The following is a 13,495-nucleotide window of genomic DNA, read 5'->3' on the forward strand; positions in this document are numbered from 1 at the left end:
GTGGTGGCCCTGGTGTTGGCTATAATTTTTATCCAGCCCACCACACCCCAAAAACATCTGGGCAAAGGTTCGGCACGTTGTCGGTGCCTTCCGTAGAGCGCGAGGCTCGTTTTGAAAGAGCATGTATTGAAATTTGCCCCAACCGCCGTCATGTTCGTGTGCCTCGGGCTGGCTACTTACGCTCAGGCAATCGGCGGGTAACTCGAGGTCTTGCCTGCCGGGGTATTGCCGTTGCGGGTTGGTGTTCCACCGTCTGCTTGTAGCTGTCTGGTGGGTTGATGGGATTTAGTTTATTTAAAACTAAACTTATAGTCAAATGAAAAATAAACCATTCGGCGAGAATTCGCATTTGTTATTGTTTATAAAAGTTTTTTAGCCTGCCGGAGGTGCTATTTGCAGGCTAGAGAAAAGTAAAAAGACGAGTTTGAAGTAGCTTAAGCGCGGATATTACGCTTTTTCAGCATTTCTTCAAATAGCTTATCATTATGTTTTTTCTTGAGTTTTAAATCTTTTAGGAGTTGTTCTGCCTCGCTTTCTGTCAAGCTATCAAATAATTCAATAAGCAATAAATGCTGAGGGTTTAAGTTCCTTATTTTGTTCTCATTATCTGTGTCTAAGTATCCATCGGGCATGCCATAATCCCGCTCAATACGTCTTGCCGCCCTTTCTCCGAAAGATGCTTTACCTGTTGTCAGTTGAGACAAAAAGCTCTTCTCCCTTGTGGGAAGAGATCGATCTGAGAACCATTCTTTTAGGCGTTTCCGCCGAATTTCTTTCATGTCCATAGGTATGATTGTCTTTAGTTATTGCTAAAGAAGCAAGAACTTGACACATTGTTTAGTTTTAAATAAACTCTCTGGTAAAGGAGGGAATAATGAGACTTAAAGAATATCTTTCTTCTCTGGATACTGGGGGACATAAGGCATTTGCCAAAGCATTGGGGGTATCTCCTTCATTTTTATGTCAAATGGCATCAGGTAAGTCTTCAGTATCCCCAGCTAGATGCGTTGAAATTGAACGCATCAGTAACGGGGTGGTACCCCGAAAAGAGTTAAGAAATGACTGGGAAAAAATTTGGCCTGAATTACAAGCAGCCTAACCAGTAGCACCACCTTCACAACGGACACTCGTCCTACGGAAGCCACCGACAACGTGGCGAACTCAACATCCCACAGTAACAAACTCACTGTGACTGGCTCACGGCTTCGTCACGTCTGTTGATTACCAAAACACAGGTGCCGTGTTTCTACATGTGCATCCGATAACCTATTTTTTTCAACAAGGAAAGTATCACAAATGAACCACGCAACACAAAGCAAGAAAGCCGCTCACATCGAGTCGGCATTACTCAACAAGTTAGCCCTGATGGGACAGAAAGCATTTGCCGCCGCCATGAACGTACCAGAGTACCAGGTCAGTCGCTGGAAGAACGGTCTGTTTCGCCAGGTCAGCCTGATGCTGGCCGTGCTGAACTACGGCATTGCCGATGATGAAATGGCTGAGTTAGCCAAGCGACTGGCGGGGTATTTGACCAAAGAAAAAGCCGAACAGTGCGGGAACACTTTTTCGGCATAATAAACAACAAAACAATTGATTTCAGGAGGAATTATGGCACGAAACAGCCGGAATTTCAAGCAGAAAGAGGAACGTGTGCATCGCGATTCACCTGATGGATTAGTTGTCGCTGCCGTCAATAACAAGCCGTTCGGTGAGCGGCTCATCAATGTGTTCAGACTGGCTAAATCGAGGGTGAAAAAAGATGGTCGCACCTAACCTAAAACTGGTTCACTCCTCGCAAGAGGTGACGGAGCATCGCGTGGCGCAGTTAGAAGATGGTTTCTTGCGCCTGGCTAATGATCTTCTCGATGCAACAATGTGTTCAGGGCTGCCAGAGACTGAACTCTGCATCGTCATGGCCGTCTGGCGAAAAACATACGGGTACAGCAAAAAGCTGGATTGGATAAGCAACGAACAGCTTGAGGTGATGATAGGGAAGCATTTCACCCATTGCTCAACAGCTAAAAACAATCTTGTCAGGAGGAAAGTTTTACTGCAAGAAGGCCGAAAAATAGGTATGAACACCAACATTTCTGAGTGGGAAACTAAAAATAACGGATTCTGCAAAACATTAGCTAAACCTGCTAAGAAAAGTTTAGCAGAAGTTGCTAACAGACCTTTGCAGAAGTTGCTAACCACAAAAGACAATATACAAAAAACAATAAATACAAATACCCCCTTACCCCCTACGGGTGAAAGTGCGAAGGGTGAAAAACCCTCTAAACGAAAATCAGACCCAATCAACTACGACGACTACCTGAACGCCTACAACGAAGCCGTGGGTGACAGACTGCCTCACGCTGTTGAAGCCAATGACGAGCGAAAACGGAAACTTGCTGCTCTGGTTAAATCTCTGGCTACGCCAAACCTAGACGGCTTTAGGTCATACGTCAGGGCGTTTATGGCTGCTGCCAGGCCGTTCCACTTTGGCGACAATGACCGGGGCTGGGTGGCTAATTTTGATTACCTGCTTCAACGCAAGACGCTGACGAAAATCAGGGAGGGTACGCTATGAGACAGGATATCGAGGCCAGTGTTATTGGTGGTTTGCTGATCGGCGGTTTAACGCCAACGGCAACTGACGTTCTGGCAACGCTGGATGCGGAAACATTCGCGATCCCGATTTACAAACGAGCCTATGAGGTGATCCGTAAACAGGCACGCACCAGAAACATGATTGATTCCCTGATGGTTGCAGAAGAGTGCGGAGACGAACATTTTGCCGACATCATGGAAACGGCGCGTAGCTGCCCCAGCGCAGCAAACTTGCGTGGCTATGCCGATGTGGTTACTGAAATGTACCAGCGCCGGATGTTCGTTTCTGCTGTTGACGAGATGCGCGGGACAATCGGAAATTCATCGATTGCAGTGGCGACCGTGGCGATGGACGAACTTATCGACCGACTGTCAGGCATTCGAAAGCCGAAGCAGGAAGTGAAGCCGGTTCGCCTTGGAGACATCATCTCCGAATACACCAACACGTTAGAGCGCCGCCTGAAAAACGGGGAAGAGTCCGACACGCTGAAAACAGGGATTGACGACTTGGACGCGATCACCGGGGGTATGAACGCTGAGGATTTAGTGATCGTCGCCGCCCGGCCCGGCATGGGGAAAACGGAACTGGCGCTTAAGGTTGCCGAAGGCGTTGCAAACCGGAAGTTACCTGGGGAGAACCAGCGGAGGGGCGTTCTGATTTTCAGCATGGAAATGAGTTCTCTACAGGTCGTTGAGCGTTCGATAGCCGGGGCAGGGCGGATGTCGGTAAGTCTGCTGCGTAACCCTTCAAACCTTGACGATGAGGGATGGGCTAGGATTGTTGACGGGATTAACCGACTGGCAGATCTTGACGTATGGGTAGTCGATGCTTGCCGCCTGACGGTGGAGGAAATCGTAGCCATTGCCAAGCGGCACAAGCAGGAGCACCCGGCGCTATCGTTAATCATGGCAGACTATCTCGGGCTGATCGCCAAACCGAAAGCGGAGCGTAACGACCTTGCCATAGCCCATATCTCATGGAGCCTAAAGGCAATGGCCAAGACGCTGCGAACGCCAGTGATCGCGCTTAGTCAGCTATCACGAGACGTTGAGAAGCGACCTAACAAGCGCCCGACCAACGCCGATTTGCGTGACTCTGGCAGCATTGAACAGGATGCCGACTCAATCATCATGCTCTACCGCGACGCGGTGTATAACGAGAATTCACCCGCCGCTCCATTCGCAGAAATCATCGTCACAAAAAACCGATTCGGCTCACTTGGCACAGTCTACCAACGATTCGTTAATGGTCATTTCATTGAGTGCGACCAAGACGAAGCGCGGGAGAAGTGCACGACAAGGCAGCAGACAGAAACCAGGGTGCGCAGGTACGCAAAAGGCGCTGACGTCTAGGCAAACAAAAAGGAGGAGTGATGAAAAGGGATACACGGAAAGCCGCTGAAAGAAGTCATGGGATTTTAAAGCGAGGGAAATAGGAATGACAGCATATCTAACAGAATTCATCGTGGGGCTGCTGGCAATGGCGGCCCTTTTTGTTTGGGTGGGTAAATTCAGAGGTGGGTGATGGATAAAACACGCTTCCTTCTGCGTGATGAACAAGTACGAGAAAACCTGAAAGCGTTTATTGATTCCCTGCCCACCGACCCACACCGCCCCCTCGAAATCACCATCAACGATGCTAAACGGACATTACCGCAGAACGACCTGTTTCATGCGTTATGCACCGATGTTTCGCGTCAGGTGGTGTGGGCAGATAAACCGCGCCCGCTGCTGGACTGGAAGGCGCTGTTTGTCTCGGGACATGCCATCGCTACCGGCAGGCCGGGGGAGGTGGTGACGGGGCTGGAGGGGGAGTTTTGCAGCATCCGCGAGAGCACGGCTCAGATGGGCGTAAAGCGCATGAACAGTTTGATTGAGTACGCCCAGGCCTGGTCGGTCGGCAACGGCGTCAGGCTGCGCGAGGTGCGTTATTCAGGGGATTATTTTGGGAGAGTCGGATGACACTAAAATCACACACCAGACCAGAGCACAAGGACACATGGCGAACACCACCCGAGGTCTTCCAGGCGCTGGATGCGGAGTTTGGCTTCTACCTTGATGCTGCCGCTGACCACGACAATACCCTGTGCCGTCTGTATCTGACGCCAGAGGATGATGCCCTTGCCTGTGACTGGGGCAGCAGGGGAGCCATCTTCTGCAATCCCCCGTACAGCAATATCCGCCCTTGGGTTGATAAAGCTGCTGAGCAGAGCCGCAAGCAGAATAAAACGGTCGTTATGCTGCTGCCTGCTGATACCTCGACGGCATGGTTCGCACAGGCGCAGAAAACGGTTGATGAGGTGCGCTTCATCACCGAGGGCCGATTGTCATTTATCAGCGCTGAAACGGGCAAAAAAGGCAAGGCGGGTAACAGCAAGGGCAGCGTGTTGTTCATCTGGCGACCGTGGCGAACAACCCCTAAAGGGATGACCGTGGTAAGCAAACACACGCTGATTAACCGGATGTGGAGGTAGCTATGGCGAATCTTAGGAAAGAGGCCAGAGGCCGAGAGTGTCAGGTGAGGCTCTCGGGCATCTGTAACGGCAACGCTGAAACTGTAGTGCTGGCCCATTACCGAATGTCCGGCATTTGCGGCATCGGCATGAAGCCTGACGACCTTTTCGGCGCATGGGCTTGTTCAGGGTGTCATGACGAAATCGACCGCCGTACGCGTATCACCGATGCCGACTATGCCCGGCTGCATCATCTGGAAGGCGTCATCCGTACACAGGCGATTTTACTGGCGCAGGGGAAGATTAAGCGATGACCGAATATCACCTGAAACTGCCGTGGCCGCCAAGCCTAAACACCTACTGGCGACACGCGCGACACAGGCACTATATCAGCGAGAAAGGCAAAGCATACCGACAAAGAATCATCCAGATAATCCAGCAGCAAAACCTCGATATCAACACGCCCGCAAGACTGAAAATTTCCATCATCGCCAACGCGCCAGACAAGCGACGCCGTGACCTCGACAACCTGCAAAAGGCGGTTTTCGATTCGCTCACGCATGCGGGCTTCATGCTGGACGACGAACAGATAGACGATTTCAGGGTAAGGCGCGGTGAGCGAGTGAAGGGCGGCAGTATGGATATCGTCATCACTGAATTGGAGGTGGCATGAGAAAGAGAGGGCGACTGACGGCGGAAGATATTCCGCTTATCCGTGCGCTATTGGAATCAGGCATGCCGGTGGCGGAGGTGGCGAGGAAATTCGAGACCAGCAAGCAGCATATCTACAGCATCAGGAACGGCAAAAACTGGGGGACGGTGAAATGAGAGATATTCGATACCTGTTGACGGCATGGGGAAACTGGAGCGGCTCACGCATTGGCACTGAGTACAAGGCAGCATGGCCCTTCGTCACGGCGAGCAGCGATCTCCGGCCCATGCTGTCCGATGCGGATGGAGAGACAGTTGACCGTGCGGTAGGGCGGCTCAAGCACTTCGACCCGCTGGGCTACGATATCGTGGTGGCGTATTACAAGGGGAAGGTGTCGTGCAGGGCTATAGCCAGAAAGATTGAAAATCGTCCAGATTACGTTACAGCATGCCTTGCTCGCGCTGAAGCCTACATTGCGGGCCGTGTAGCTGAGCTTTTGGAGGCGGCTTGACGCAAAATGATGTTCCCAGCTATAGTTACTCCTAGGTGCTAGAAACACCTTACGAACGGCTACCGCTCCCGTTAGTTTTGCGGCTTTTTTGTGTCCATATTTTGATATGGCCGAGTGTGGGCGAATAAAATACCAGCAATGGGAATAAGCCCGCTTGCCTTCGTACAAGTTTCTAGCACTTGGCCGCCCGAGCCTGTCGGGTTTCCTCTAGAAAAGGATACGAAAATGATGACACAATCCGCAATATCCGTCCCTTTCCACGGCGTTGAGTTATACATCGTTACCCGCAATGACGAGCCATACACACCCATGAAGCCCATTGTTGAAGGTATGGGGATGATTTGGGCTGCTCAATTTGTTAAGTTAAAGCAGAGATTTACTTCAACTATTTCGGAAATCGAAATAGTTGCAGATGATGGTAAATCGCGAAAAATGCTTTGCTTACCTCTTCGAAAACTTGCTGGATGGCTTCAGACCATCAGCCCCAACAAGGTCAAGCCCGAAATCCGCGACAAAGTGATCCAGTATCAGGACGAATGCGATGACGTACTCTACAAATACTGGACTAAGGGTGAAGTCATCAATCCCCGCAAAAAGAAACCTCAATCTGGCCAACTCACCATAGAGCAGCAGGAGGCCATAAAGCAATTGGTACTTACTCGCGGTAAGAGCGTGCCACATGAACATCAGGGCAAAGCAACCATCACGCTGTGGTCAGCACTGAAAAGCCACTTTGGTTGCAGCTATAAAGAAATTCCCGAAGATAATTTTACCGAGGCATTATCTCTCGCCGCTCGTGTACCGATTAAGGGTGAATTTATCGACAGAGCATCTTCACAAAATAGCTTGCCCGCTATCTCTGGCAGAATTGTTATTGACTATGAAGATGGCTCAGTGACACGGACGGAAGTGGTTGCCTCTAATTGTTTTATAGGGAATATTGAAACACTATTCCAATACTTGGAAAAGCGTGGGGTCGTTGTGCTCACCAACGAAGATGAACGCCGAAGCTTCGTTAAAGAAAATCTGATGCGGTTGATTAACTGATCAAAAAACCAGTTAAATGCTTGACTGTCCGGACGTCCGGACACATAATATCCTCATGCTGCGGAAAAAGCGCGCAGGACATGAAGCCTCAACGCCCTCTGGTGGTTGGGGCTTTTTGCTTTCTGAGGTATGTTTGGATAGCATCTCCCTGTTAAAAAGGAGCTGCTATGAAAAAACTTATGATTGCTGGGGCGGTAATGTTGATTGCGGGATGTTCCGTTCAACCGAAACAGGAGCCGGTAATGGGCATGGCTAACCCCGCCTCTGTGTACTGCCTTAAACTGGGCGGGAAACTTGATATTGTAAATACGGATCAAGGACAAGCTGGTTACTGCAACCTTCCGTCCGGTGAGCGCATTGAAGAATGGACCCTGTACCGTCGCGATAACAAATAATTTCAACTTCTTATATTAAGGCTCACTTCGGTGGGCCTTTTCTTTTGTAAATCACACAGCGCCCACTTAGCGGGGTGAGGCTATGACACGAATGAGCACTATCTACAGCAGGCTTTCATACGGAAGCGGGACGGGCTTAATGGGCCTTGGCGTGTCTGCCAGAGCCTACGCCGCATCAACTACAGAGAGCGTATGGTTGCTTGCAAACAAAATGGCCGGGTTAACGCTCGGTGATTGGGCGCTCATCGTCGGTATGGTCTGCACAATCGGCACCTTTGCTATCAACTGGTACTACCGCAGGAAGGAATACCAGTTGAGGGAAAAAGGCGGTGCGTGATGTCGAAAGCAAGCAAACTCAGTGCGGCAATGCTGGCGCTTATTGCTGCTGGCGCATTAGCACCTGTCATGATGGCGCAATTCCAGACTGAAAAAGAGTCTGTCCGTATGAATGCCTACCCTGATGGCGGCGGTATCTGGACGATTTGCGGTGGCGTGACACGGGTAGATGGCAAGCCAGTCGTGAAGGGCATGAAGCTGACCACTGAACAGTGCGCAAAGATTGACGCCATAGAGCAGCAAAAAGCGCTCGATTGGGTGGATCGTAACGTTAACGTGCCGCTCACTGAGGTGCAAAAAGTCGGTATTGCCTCGTTTTGTCCGTGGAGCATCGGCCCCGGTAACTGCTTCACCTCAACGTTCTACCGCAAATTGAATGCAGGCGATCTGATGGGTGCCTGTAAAGAGATTAAGCGCTGGATTTGGGACGGGGGCAAAGATTGTCGTATCCGCTCAAACAACTGCTACGGGCAGATAGCGCGGCGTGACCAGGAATCAGAGCTTTCTTGCTGGGGGCTGGGCGCATGAGGCTATATATCTATGCCGCTCTCGCTGCTCTCATTGCCGCGCTGTCATTCGGTGTCTACCACTACCACGATAAATACAGTGACACAGCGAAAGACCTAGAAGCAGCAGAGCGGCAACAGCAGCAGGCTGAAACCATCACTGGAAATGTGATCCATTCAATACGCATCTTCAACGCCATTACCCAGGTCAATCACGATGAGAAACAGCGTATACAACAGCGGTCAGAAAACACCGTGGTTTACATCCGTGAAAAGTTATCGACTGATGAATGTGCTATTCGGCCTGTTCCTGATGATGTCGTTAGCCGGTTGCGAGAGCACGCGGACAGAATACGTAAGGGTACCCGTCGTGCCGATCCCCGCTGAACTTCTACAGGACTGTCCAGCACCTGAAATTCCGTATCAAATGCCCTACGGCAAGAGCGTAGAGCTGAATGAAGAACTACTGACCGTTATTGAGAAATGTAACGCTGACAAGCTAAGCATCCGGCAAATCGAAGCGCAGCGCCAAGAAAGGAAATAACCATGGCAAAACCGGACTGGGAGGCCATCGAAACGGCGTACCGGGCCGGAGTGTTGCCCCTCCGTGAAATAGCAGAACAGTATGGCGACGGGATAACCGAGGGAGCCATACGCAAAAGAGCTGTAAAGCAGGGCTGGGTACGCAACAAAAAAGGTGGTACGCAGAAAAGTACGCAAGTACGCAAAAGCGGTACGAAAAAAAACAGTGTGCGTACCAACCGAACCCCTGCCAGTTCTGACGATGGAGAAAAGTACGCAACGGAGAGAATCAACTCTCCGTCAAATACGAAACCCGAACCAACTCAGCGGAAAGTCGTCACAAATCACCCCCCATTCCAACACGGCAACCAGGCCGCACTTAAACACGGCGGCTATGCCCGGAGAATGCTTTGGACTGATGCCGTTACAGAAGACGCTAGGGGGCTGACGCTTGAGGATGAACTATTCCGGTTGCGCGCCAGCAATCTTGTTGCCGCCGAAAATATTGGTCGGTGGTTAACGGAGCTTGAGGACGCCGAAGAGCCTCAGCAAAAGAAAACGCTGCTGGAAAATATCAGCGCCGCCGAAAAAGCCATGATGCGCAACACAGTACGTATTGAGTCCATAACAGGAACGCTGGCTACCGTTGGGAAAATATTCGCAGATACTGACTACCGTATCGCGGCCACTGACAAGGTATCACTGGAAGCGGATCGTCTGCGCCGGGATGCTGGTATTGACGATGGCAATGGAGAGCGTGACCTCAATGACTTCTATTCTGACATCCAGACCGACGTTGAATCCGGTTCTGCGGAACTTCTGGACGACGCAGGCGCGTAACAAGGTATTGTTTGGTGGGCGCTCCTCTTCGAAGTCGTGGGATGCTGCCGGGTTTGCCATATTCCTGGCGAATAAATATAACCTCCGTTTTTGCTGCGCCCGTCAGATCCAGAATAAAATTGAAGAATCGGTGTATACCCTGCTGAAAATCCAGATTGACCGGTTTGGATTGCGGCATCGTTTCCGTATTCTGAACAACAAAATCATCAACCGGGTTACCGGTTCTGAATTCGTGTTTTACGGCCTCTGGCGCAACATCGAAGAGATTAAGTCGCTGGAAGGTATCAGCGTGTTGTGGCTTGAAGAGGCCCATGCGCTGACGGAATATCAGTGGAAGATATTGGAGCCAACGATCCGCAAAGCGGGTTCTGAGTGCTGGTTTATCTTCAATCCTGGGCTGGTTACCGATTATGTGTGGCGTAATTTTGTCGTTGATCCACCGGAAGATACGCTGATTCGCAAAATTAACTACGATGAAAACCCGTTTCTGTCTGACACCATGCTGAAGGTTATCGATGCGGCCCGTCGCCGTGACCCGGATGGGTTCACGCACGTTTATGAGGGGGTGCCTGAATCAGATGATGACGCGGCCATTATCAAGCTGTCGTGGATTGAGGCGGCTATTGATGCGCATAAAGTTCTGAATTTTGAACCCAGCGGGCGTAAGCGCATAGGCTTTGATGTTGCGGACAGTGGTGCGGACAAATGCGCCAACGTCTATCGCTACGGATCGGTGGTGTATTGGGCTGATGAGTGGAAGGCCAAGGAAGACGAATTACTGAAAAGCTGCCAGCGTACGTATCAGGCAGCCATGGAACGCGATGCGGATATTGTCTACGACTCGATAGGCGTTGGGGCTTCCGCTGGTGCCAAATTCTCAGAGATTAATGAGGACCGCAGACGAGAGAATATGAACGCTTCACGCATCAACTATCAGCGATTCAATGCTGGCGCTGGCGTGAACGAGCCGGACTATGAATATATTGGCATTCCGAATAAGGACTTCTTTGCCAACCTAAAGGCGCAGGCCTGGTGGCTGGTGGCCGATCGCTTCCGTAATACCTTCAACGCCGTCAATAACGGTGAGCAGTACCCAGTGGATGAGCTGATAAGTATTGATTCATCCTGCCCGTTACTGGAAAAGCTAAAGCTGGAACTGACCACGCCGCACCGTGACTTTGACAAGAACGGGCGTGTAATGGTGGAGAGCAAGAAAGACCTGGCTAAGCGTGATGTGCCGTCGCCGAACGTTGCTGATGCTTTCATCATGGCGTTTGCGCCGACCGATACTGCCATGGATGTCTGGGAGGCTCTGGGACGGGAGTAAAATGCGGGGAATAGCCGTTTCACTGAGAAAACCAGCTATGCATTTTAACCCCAATTTTATGCATGTTTTATTCACCACTTTTTGACCAACTTCCGAGAGAAAACATAGCGAAATAAGAGCTTCACTCACCTCGCGTGATGAGTGCTGTTTCAGTGGTGCGCAAAAGGGCCATTATGTTAAATCGGGCCGATTTTTAACAAATCATCTTATCCGTCACGGGTATCGAAAACCGGAGCATTATCACCATGGCGAAAAAAACAGGACGAGTCGCCACGGCGGATTCGTACGATAACTTTGTGGCCCGTGTCGGCATGCAGCAGCCTAACCAGCACGCCGCATCGACCTACCGGGCAAACTACACCAGCCGCAACCGACTGCTGATTGAATACGCCTACCGCTCTTCCTGGATTATTGGCGCTGCCGTTGATTCAAAGGCAGACGACATGACCAAAAAGGGTGTGCGCATTACCAGCGAGATTGACCCTAAGCGACGCGGGGTTCTGGAATCACGCTTTGATGAGCTTCAATTATGGGATTGCCTCAACGAGACGCTGAAATGGTCCCGGCTGTACGGTGGGGCTGTCGCGCTGATCCTCATTGAAGGGCAGGCACCGCTGACCCCGCTGGTGCTGGATAAAGTCGGGAAGGGGAGTTTTAAGGGGCTGGCGGTCCTCGACCGCTGGATGATTAACCCACAGCTCACCAGGCGCATAAAGGCGCTGGGGCCAAACCTCGGCAAGCCAGAGTTTTATGACATCGTGACGACGGCACAGGGATTGCCCGCATGGACGGTTCACCATAGTCGCCTGATCCGTATGGACGGTGTGAAGCTGCCGTATCAGCAGAAAATCACCGAAAACGAATGGGGCATGTCGATTGTCGAGCGTATTTTTGACCGACTGACCTCCTACGACAGCACCAGCGTTGGCGCAGCACAGTTGGCCTATAAGGCGCACTTGCGTACCGCGAAGATTAAAAAGTTGCGCGAAATTATTGCCATGGGCGGCAAGCCCTTTGAGGCGCTGCTCAAAAATATGGACATGGTCCGCCAGTTCCAGACCAACGAAGGGATGTCCCTGTTTGATGCGGAGGATACGTTTGAAACCCATTCGTATTCTTTTGCTGGCTTATCGGACCTGCTGAGCGAGTTTAAAGAGGATATCGCTGGGGCTGTTGGCATTCCCCTGGTGCGTCTGTTCCGCCAGTCACCGAAGGGGTTTTCAACCGGCGATGCTGACCTTGCAAATTACTACGATGATGTGGGAACGCTACAGGAGCGAGATTTAAGGCCCCACATCCGCCTGCTATTCGATGTGTTGCACCGTTCTGAGTTTGGCGAGCCCTTGCCACAAGATTTCACATTTGAGTTTAATCCCTTATGGCAGATGAGCGACACAGACCGCTCCACGGTAGCGACCAATACCACTACCGCGCTGGCTACCGCTGTGCGGGATTTAGGCATGTCTCCTGCCGCTGCCCTGACGGACCTGCGCGAACTGGCAGATGTGACGGGCGTCGGTGCTTCAATAACGGACGAGGATATTAAGAATGCGGCGAAAGAGTGGGCGGAGTCTGAACTTGAAGCCGGGCCTCCGCCGCAAATCGGAGCGCCAGTATCTGAAAAGCCTACAGGCGATAGCGCAGCAAATCGGCGCGATCGTGGCTGGTTCATACGATGGCTCTCAAAATAGCGCTGACTCGATAGCGAATACGCTGGTGGATTACTCGGATGTGATCGGCGATTGGGCGGAAATGGTCGGCAAGAAGATGTTCGCCCAGGTTGAGGAAGAGGAGTGGAACCAGTGGCGGTCGGTGTCTGAGGAAATATCCACTGGGTTGCGCGATGTTGTGAGTAATAAGCCAGTCGGTACGGTTGCGCGGGATATCGTGGCGCGTCAGATTCAGTGCATGAAGTCGCTACCGCTGGAGGCGGCAAGCCGTGTATCTGAGATACAGGAGCGGGCCATAGAAGCGGTGATCCGTGGCGAACGTCCCGACGCGCTATACGAGATGATTATGCAGTCCGGTGATGTGGTCGCCAGCAGAGCACGCATGATAGCCCGTACCGAAATAGGCAGAGCAACAGGGGCGCTGACTCAGGCCCGTGCGCTGGCCGTTGGCTCGGAAGGGTACTGGTGGCGTATCGAGGGGGCTGGTACGCGGCCATCACACCGAAAAATGAAAGATAAATTCGTCCGGTGGGATAACCCACCAACGCTTGACGGTATGACCGGCCATGCTGGTTGTCTGCCGAACTGCAAATGCTGGTCAGAGGTTCATGTACCTGAGCCAAGAAAATAACAAGGTCGCCATC

General features: G+C 51.4%; 22 protein-coding genes. 21 read left to right on the forward strand and 1 reads right to left on the reverse strand.

The genetic code is table 11. The features are described from left to right. Window positions 1-434: 434 nt before the first annotated feature. On the reverse strand, window positions 435-785 hold the full coding sequence (locus K6K13_RS02490) for a hypothetical protein (protein ID WP_222159411.1): 351 nt from the start codon (window positions 783-785) through the stop codon (window positions 435-437). An 89-nt stretch (window positions 786-874) separates the two neighbouring features. On the opposite strand from K6K13_RS02490, the gene K6K13_RS02495 reads away from it, so the two are divergent. The 21 genes from K6K13_RS02495 to K6K13_RS02590 all read left to right on the forward strand — a co-directional run bounded on the left by K6K13_RS02495 (window position 875) and on the right by K6K13_RS02590 (window position 13,482). Next, entirely contained in the window at window positions 875-1,099 is a 225-nt protein-coding gene (locus tag K6K13_RS02495; protein ID WP_222159412.1) for a transcriptional regulator, read from the forward strand. A gap of 197 nt (window positions 1,100-1,296) precedes the next feature. Continuing rightward, the gene (locus K6K13_RS02500) at window positions 1,297-1,575 is read left to right on the forward strand and encodes a CII family transcriptional regulator (protein WP_222159413.1); all 279 of its coding nucleotides are present in this window, start codon (window positions 1,297-1,299) and stop codon (window positions 1,573-1,575) included. 33 nt (window positions 1,576-1,608) lie between these two features. Then, complete coding sequence (locus K6K13_RS02505; RefSeq protein WP_222159414.1) at window positions 1,609-1,773, forward strand: hypothetical protein; 165 nt, start codon at window positions 1,609-1,611, stop codon at window positions 1,771-1,773. Then, complete coding sequence (locus K6K13_RS02510) at window positions 1,760-2,572, forward strand: replication protein (protein ID WP_222159415.1); 813 nt, start codon at window positions 1,760-1,762, stop codon at window positions 2,570-2,572. Before K6K13_RS02505 ends, K6K13_RS02510 begins: the two co-directional genes overlap by 14 nt. Beyond that, complete coding sequence (locus K6K13_RS02515; protein WP_222159416.1) at window positions 2,569-3,945, forward strand: replicative DNA helicase; 1,377 nt, start codon at window positions 2,569-2,571, stop codon at window positions 3,943-3,945. Before K6K13_RS02510 ends, K6K13_RS02515 begins: the two co-directional genes overlap by 4 nt. Before the next feature lie 171 nt (window positions 3,946-4,116). Next, complete coding sequence (locus K6K13_RS02520; RefSeq protein WP_222157262.1) at window positions 4,117-4,554, forward strand: recombination protein NinB; 438 nt, start codon at window positions 4,117-4,119, stop codon at window positions 4,552-4,554. Continuing rightward, complete coding sequence (locus tag K6K13_RS02525) at window positions 4,551-5,066, forward strand: phage N-6-adenine-methyltransferase (protein WP_222159417.1); 516 nt, start codon at window positions 4,551-4,553, stop codon at window positions 5,064-5,066. The genes K6K13_RS02520 and K6K13_RS02525 overlap by 4 nt, the downstream gene beginning before the upstream one ends. 2 nt (window positions 5,067-5,068) lie before the next feature. Continuing rightward, window positions 5,069-5,359, forward strand: a complete 291-nt coding sequence (locus K6K13_RS02530) for a DUF1364 domain-containing protein (RefSeq protein ID WP_222159418.1) — start codon at window positions 5,069-5,071, stop codon at window positions 5,357-5,359. Then, complete coding sequence (locus K6K13_RS02535; protein ID WP_222159419.1) at window positions 5,356-5,718, forward strand: RusA family crossover junction endodeoxyribonuclease; 363 nt, start codon at window positions 5,356-5,358, stop codon at window positions 5,716-5,718. Before K6K13_RS02530 ends, K6K13_RS02535 begins: the two co-directional genes overlap by 4 nt. Next, the gene (locus K6K13_RS02540; RefSeq protein WP_222159420.1) at window positions 5,715-5,873 is read left to right on the forward strand and encodes a helix-turn-helix domain-containing protein; all 159 of its coding nucleotides are present in this window, start codon (window positions 5,715-5,717) and stop codon (window positions 5,871-5,873) included. The genes K6K13_RS02535 and K6K13_RS02540 overlap by 4 nt, the downstream gene beginning before the upstream one ends. Continuing rightward, window positions 5,870-6,208 carry an antiterminator Q family protein gene (locus K6K13_RS02545; RefSeq protein WP_222159421.1) on the forward strand — a complete coding sequence of 113 codons (339 nt, stop codon included), beginning with the start codon at window positions 5,870-5,872 and terminating at the stop codon, window positions 6,206-6,208. Before K6K13_RS02540 ends, K6K13_RS02545 begins: the two co-directional genes overlap by 4 nt. 225 nt (window positions 6,209-6,433) lie before the next feature. Next, window positions 6,434-7,255: a phage antirepressor N-terminal domain-containing protein gene (locus tag K6K13_RS02550; RefSeq protein ID WP_222159422.1), complete on the forward strand. Its 822-nt coding sequence runs from the start codon at window positions 6,434-6,436 to the stop codon at window positions 7,253-7,255. Between the two features lie 167 nt (window positions 7,256-7,422). Continuing rightward, window positions 7,423-7,650 (forward strand): putative hemolysin, encoded by a 228-nt coding sequence (locus K6K13_RS02555; protein WP_222159423.1) that lies wholly within the window; start codon window positions 7,423-7,425, stop codon window positions 7,648-7,650. A gap of 82 nt (window positions 7,651-7,732) precedes the next feature. Beyond that, window positions 7,733-7,987 carry a phage holin gene (locus K6K13_RS02560; RefSeq protein ID WP_222159424.1) on the forward strand — a complete coding sequence of 85 codons (255 nt, stop codon included), beginning with the start codon at window positions 7,733-7,735 and terminating at the stop codon, window positions 7,985-7,987. Next, window positions 7,987-8,514: a lysozyme gene (locus K6K13_RS02565; protein ID WP_222159425.1), complete on the forward strand. Its 528-nt coding sequence runs from the start codon at window positions 7,987-7,989 to the stop codon at window positions 8,512-8,514. The genes K6K13_RS02560 and K6K13_RS02565 overlap by 1 nt, the downstream gene beginning before the upstream one ends. Then, window positions 8,511-8,879 (forward strand): DUF2570 family protein, encoded by a 369-nt coding sequence (locus K6K13_RS02570; RefSeq protein WP_222159426.1) that lies wholly within the window; start codon window positions 8,511-8,513, stop codon window positions 8,877-8,879. The genes K6K13_RS02565 and K6K13_RS02570 overlap by 4 nt, the downstream gene beginning before the upstream one ends. After that, window positions 8,809-9,036 (forward strand): Rz1-like lysis system protein LysC, encoded by a 228-nt coding sequence (lysC, locus tag K6K13_RS23680; RefSeq protein ID WP_434064603.1) that lies wholly within the window; start codon window positions 8,809-8,811, stop codon window positions 9,034-9,036. Before K6K13_RS02570 ends, lysC begins: the two co-directional genes overlap by 71 nt. A 2-nt stretch (window positions 9,037-9,038) precedes the next feature. After that, window positions 9,039-9,854 (forward strand): hypothetical protein, encoded by an 816-nt coding sequence (locus K6K13_RS02575; RefSeq protein ID WP_222159427.1) that lies wholly within the window; start codon window positions 9,039-9,041, stop codon window positions 9,852-9,854. Next, complete coding sequence (locus K6K13_RS02580; RefSeq protein ID WP_222159428.1) at window positions 9,781-11,181, forward strand: PBSX family phage terminase large subunit; 1,401 nt, start codon at window positions 9,781-9,783, stop codon at window positions 11,179-11,181. Before K6K13_RS02575 ends, K6K13_RS02580 begins: the two co-directional genes overlap by 74 nt. Window positions 11,182-11,426: 245 nt before the next feature. Then, on the forward strand, window positions 11,427-12,872 hold the full coding sequence (locus tag K6K13_RS02585) for a DUF1073 domain-containing protein (RefSeq protein WP_222159429.1): 1,446 nt from the start codon (window positions 11,427-11,429) through the stop codon (window positions 12,870-12,872). A gap of 61 nt (window positions 12,873-12,933) precedes the next feature. After that, window positions 12,934-13,482, forward strand: coding sequence for a phage head morphogenesis protein (locus tag K6K13_RS02590; protein WP_222160938.1), 549 nt, complete (start codon window positions 12,934-12,936; stop codon window positions 13,480-13,482). Window positions 13,483-13,495 lie beyond the last annotated feature (13 nt).

It is taken from the genome of Symbiopectobacterium purcellii, assembly GCF_019797845.1.
Classification (GTDB): domain Bacteria; phylum Pseudomonadota; class Gammaproteobacteria; order Enterobacterales; family Enterobacteriaceae; genus Symbiopectobacterium; species Symbiopectobacterium purcellii.

What these genes read in the sequence shown, in the direction of transcription:
- K6K13_RS02580 (WP_222159428.1), top strand. Translation starts at nt 9,781, where the DNA reads ATGACTTCTATTCTGACATCCAGACCGACGTTGAATCCGGTTCTGCGG.
- K6K13_RS02530 (WP_222159418.1), top strand. Translation starts at nt 5,069, where the DNA reads ATGGCGAATCTTAGGAAAGAGGCCAGAGGCCGAGAGTGTCAGGTGAGG.
- K6K13_RS02570 (WP_222159426.1), top strand. Translation starts at nt 8,511, where the DNA reads ATGAGGCTATATATCTATGCCGCTCTCGCTGCTCTCATTGCCGCGCTG.
- K6K13_RS02560 (WP_222159424.1), top strand. Translation starts at nt 7,733, where the DNA reads ATGACACGAATGAGCACTATCTACAGCAGGCTTTCATACGGAAGCGGG.
- K6K13_RS02555 (WP_222159423.1), top strand. Translation starts at nt 7,423, where the DNA reads ATGAAAAAACTTATGATTGCTGGGGCGGTAATGTTGATTGCGGGATGT.
- K6K13_RS02525 (WP_222159417.1), top strand. Translation starts at nt 4,551, where the DNA reads ATGACACTAAAATCACACACCAGACCAGAGCACAAGGACACATGGCGA.
- lysC (WP_434064603.1), top strand. Translation starts at nt 8,809, where the DNA reads ATGTCGTTAGCCGGTTGCGAGAGCACGCGGACAGAATACGTAAGGGTA.
- K6K13_RS02495 (WP_222159412.1), top strand. Translation starts at nt 875, where the DNA reads ATGAGACTTAAAGAATATCTTTCTTCTCTGGATACTGGGGGACATAAG.
- K6K13_RS02585 (WP_222159429.1), top strand. Translation starts at nt 11,427, where the DNA reads ATGGCGAAAAAAACAGGACGAGTCGCCACGGCGGATTCGTACGATAAC.
- K6K13_RS02590 (WP_222160938.1), top strand. Translation starts at nt 12,934, where the DNA reads ATGGTCGGCAAGAAGATGTTCGCCCAGGTTGAGGAAGAGGAGTGGAAC.
- K6K13_RS02565 (WP_222159425.1), top strand. Translation starts at nt 7,987, where the DNA reads ATGTCGAAAGCAAGCAAACTCAGTGCGGCAATGCTGGCGCTTATTGCT.
- K6K13_RS02550 (WP_222159422.1), top strand. Translation starts at nt 6,434, where the DNA reads ATGATGACACAATCCGCAATATCCGTCCCTTTCCACGGCGTTGAGTTA.
- K6K13_RS02515 (WP_222159416.1), top strand. Translation starts at nt 2,569, where the DNA reads ATGAGACAGGATATCGAGGCCAGTGTTATTGGTGGTTTGCTGATCGGC.
- K6K13_RS02500 (WP_222159413.1), top strand. Translation starts at nt 1,297, where the DNA reads ATGAACCACGCAACACAAAGCAAGAAAGCCGCTCACATCGAGTCGGCA.
- K6K13_RS02520 (WP_222157262.1), top strand. Translation starts at nt 4,117, where the DNA reads ATGGATAAAACACGCTTCCTTCTGCGTGATGAACAAGTACGAGAAAAC.
- K6K13_RS02540 (WP_222159420.1), top strand. Translation starts at nt 5,715, where the DNA reads ATGAGAAAGAGAGGGCGACTGACGGCGGAAGATATTCCGCTTATCCGT.
- K6K13_RS02505 (WP_222159414.1), top strand. Translation starts at nt 1,609, where the DNA reads ATGGCACGAAACAGCCGGAATTTCAAGCAGAAAGAGGAACGTGTGCAT.
- K6K13_RS02535 (WP_222159419.1), top strand. Translation starts at nt 5,356, where the DNA reads ATGACCGAATATCACCTGAAACTGCCGTGGCCGCCAAGCCTAAACACC.
- K6K13_RS02510 (WP_222159415.1), top strand. Translation starts at nt 1,760, where the DNA reads ATGGTCGCACCTAACCTAAAACTGGTTCACTCCTCGCAAGAGGTGACG.
- K6K13_RS02545 (WP_222159421.1), top strand. Translation starts at nt 5,870, where the DNA reads ATGAGAGATATTCGATACCTGTTGACGGCATGGGGAAACTGGAGCGGC.
- K6K13_RS02575 (WP_222159427.1), top strand. Translation starts at nt 9,039, where the DNA reads ATGGCAAAACCGGACTGGGAGGCCATCGAAACGGCGTACCGGGCCGGA.
- K6K13_RS02490 (WP_222159411.1), bottom strand. Translation starts at nt 785, where the DNA reads ATGGACATGAAAGAAATTCGGCGGAAACGCCTAAAAGAATGGTTCTCA.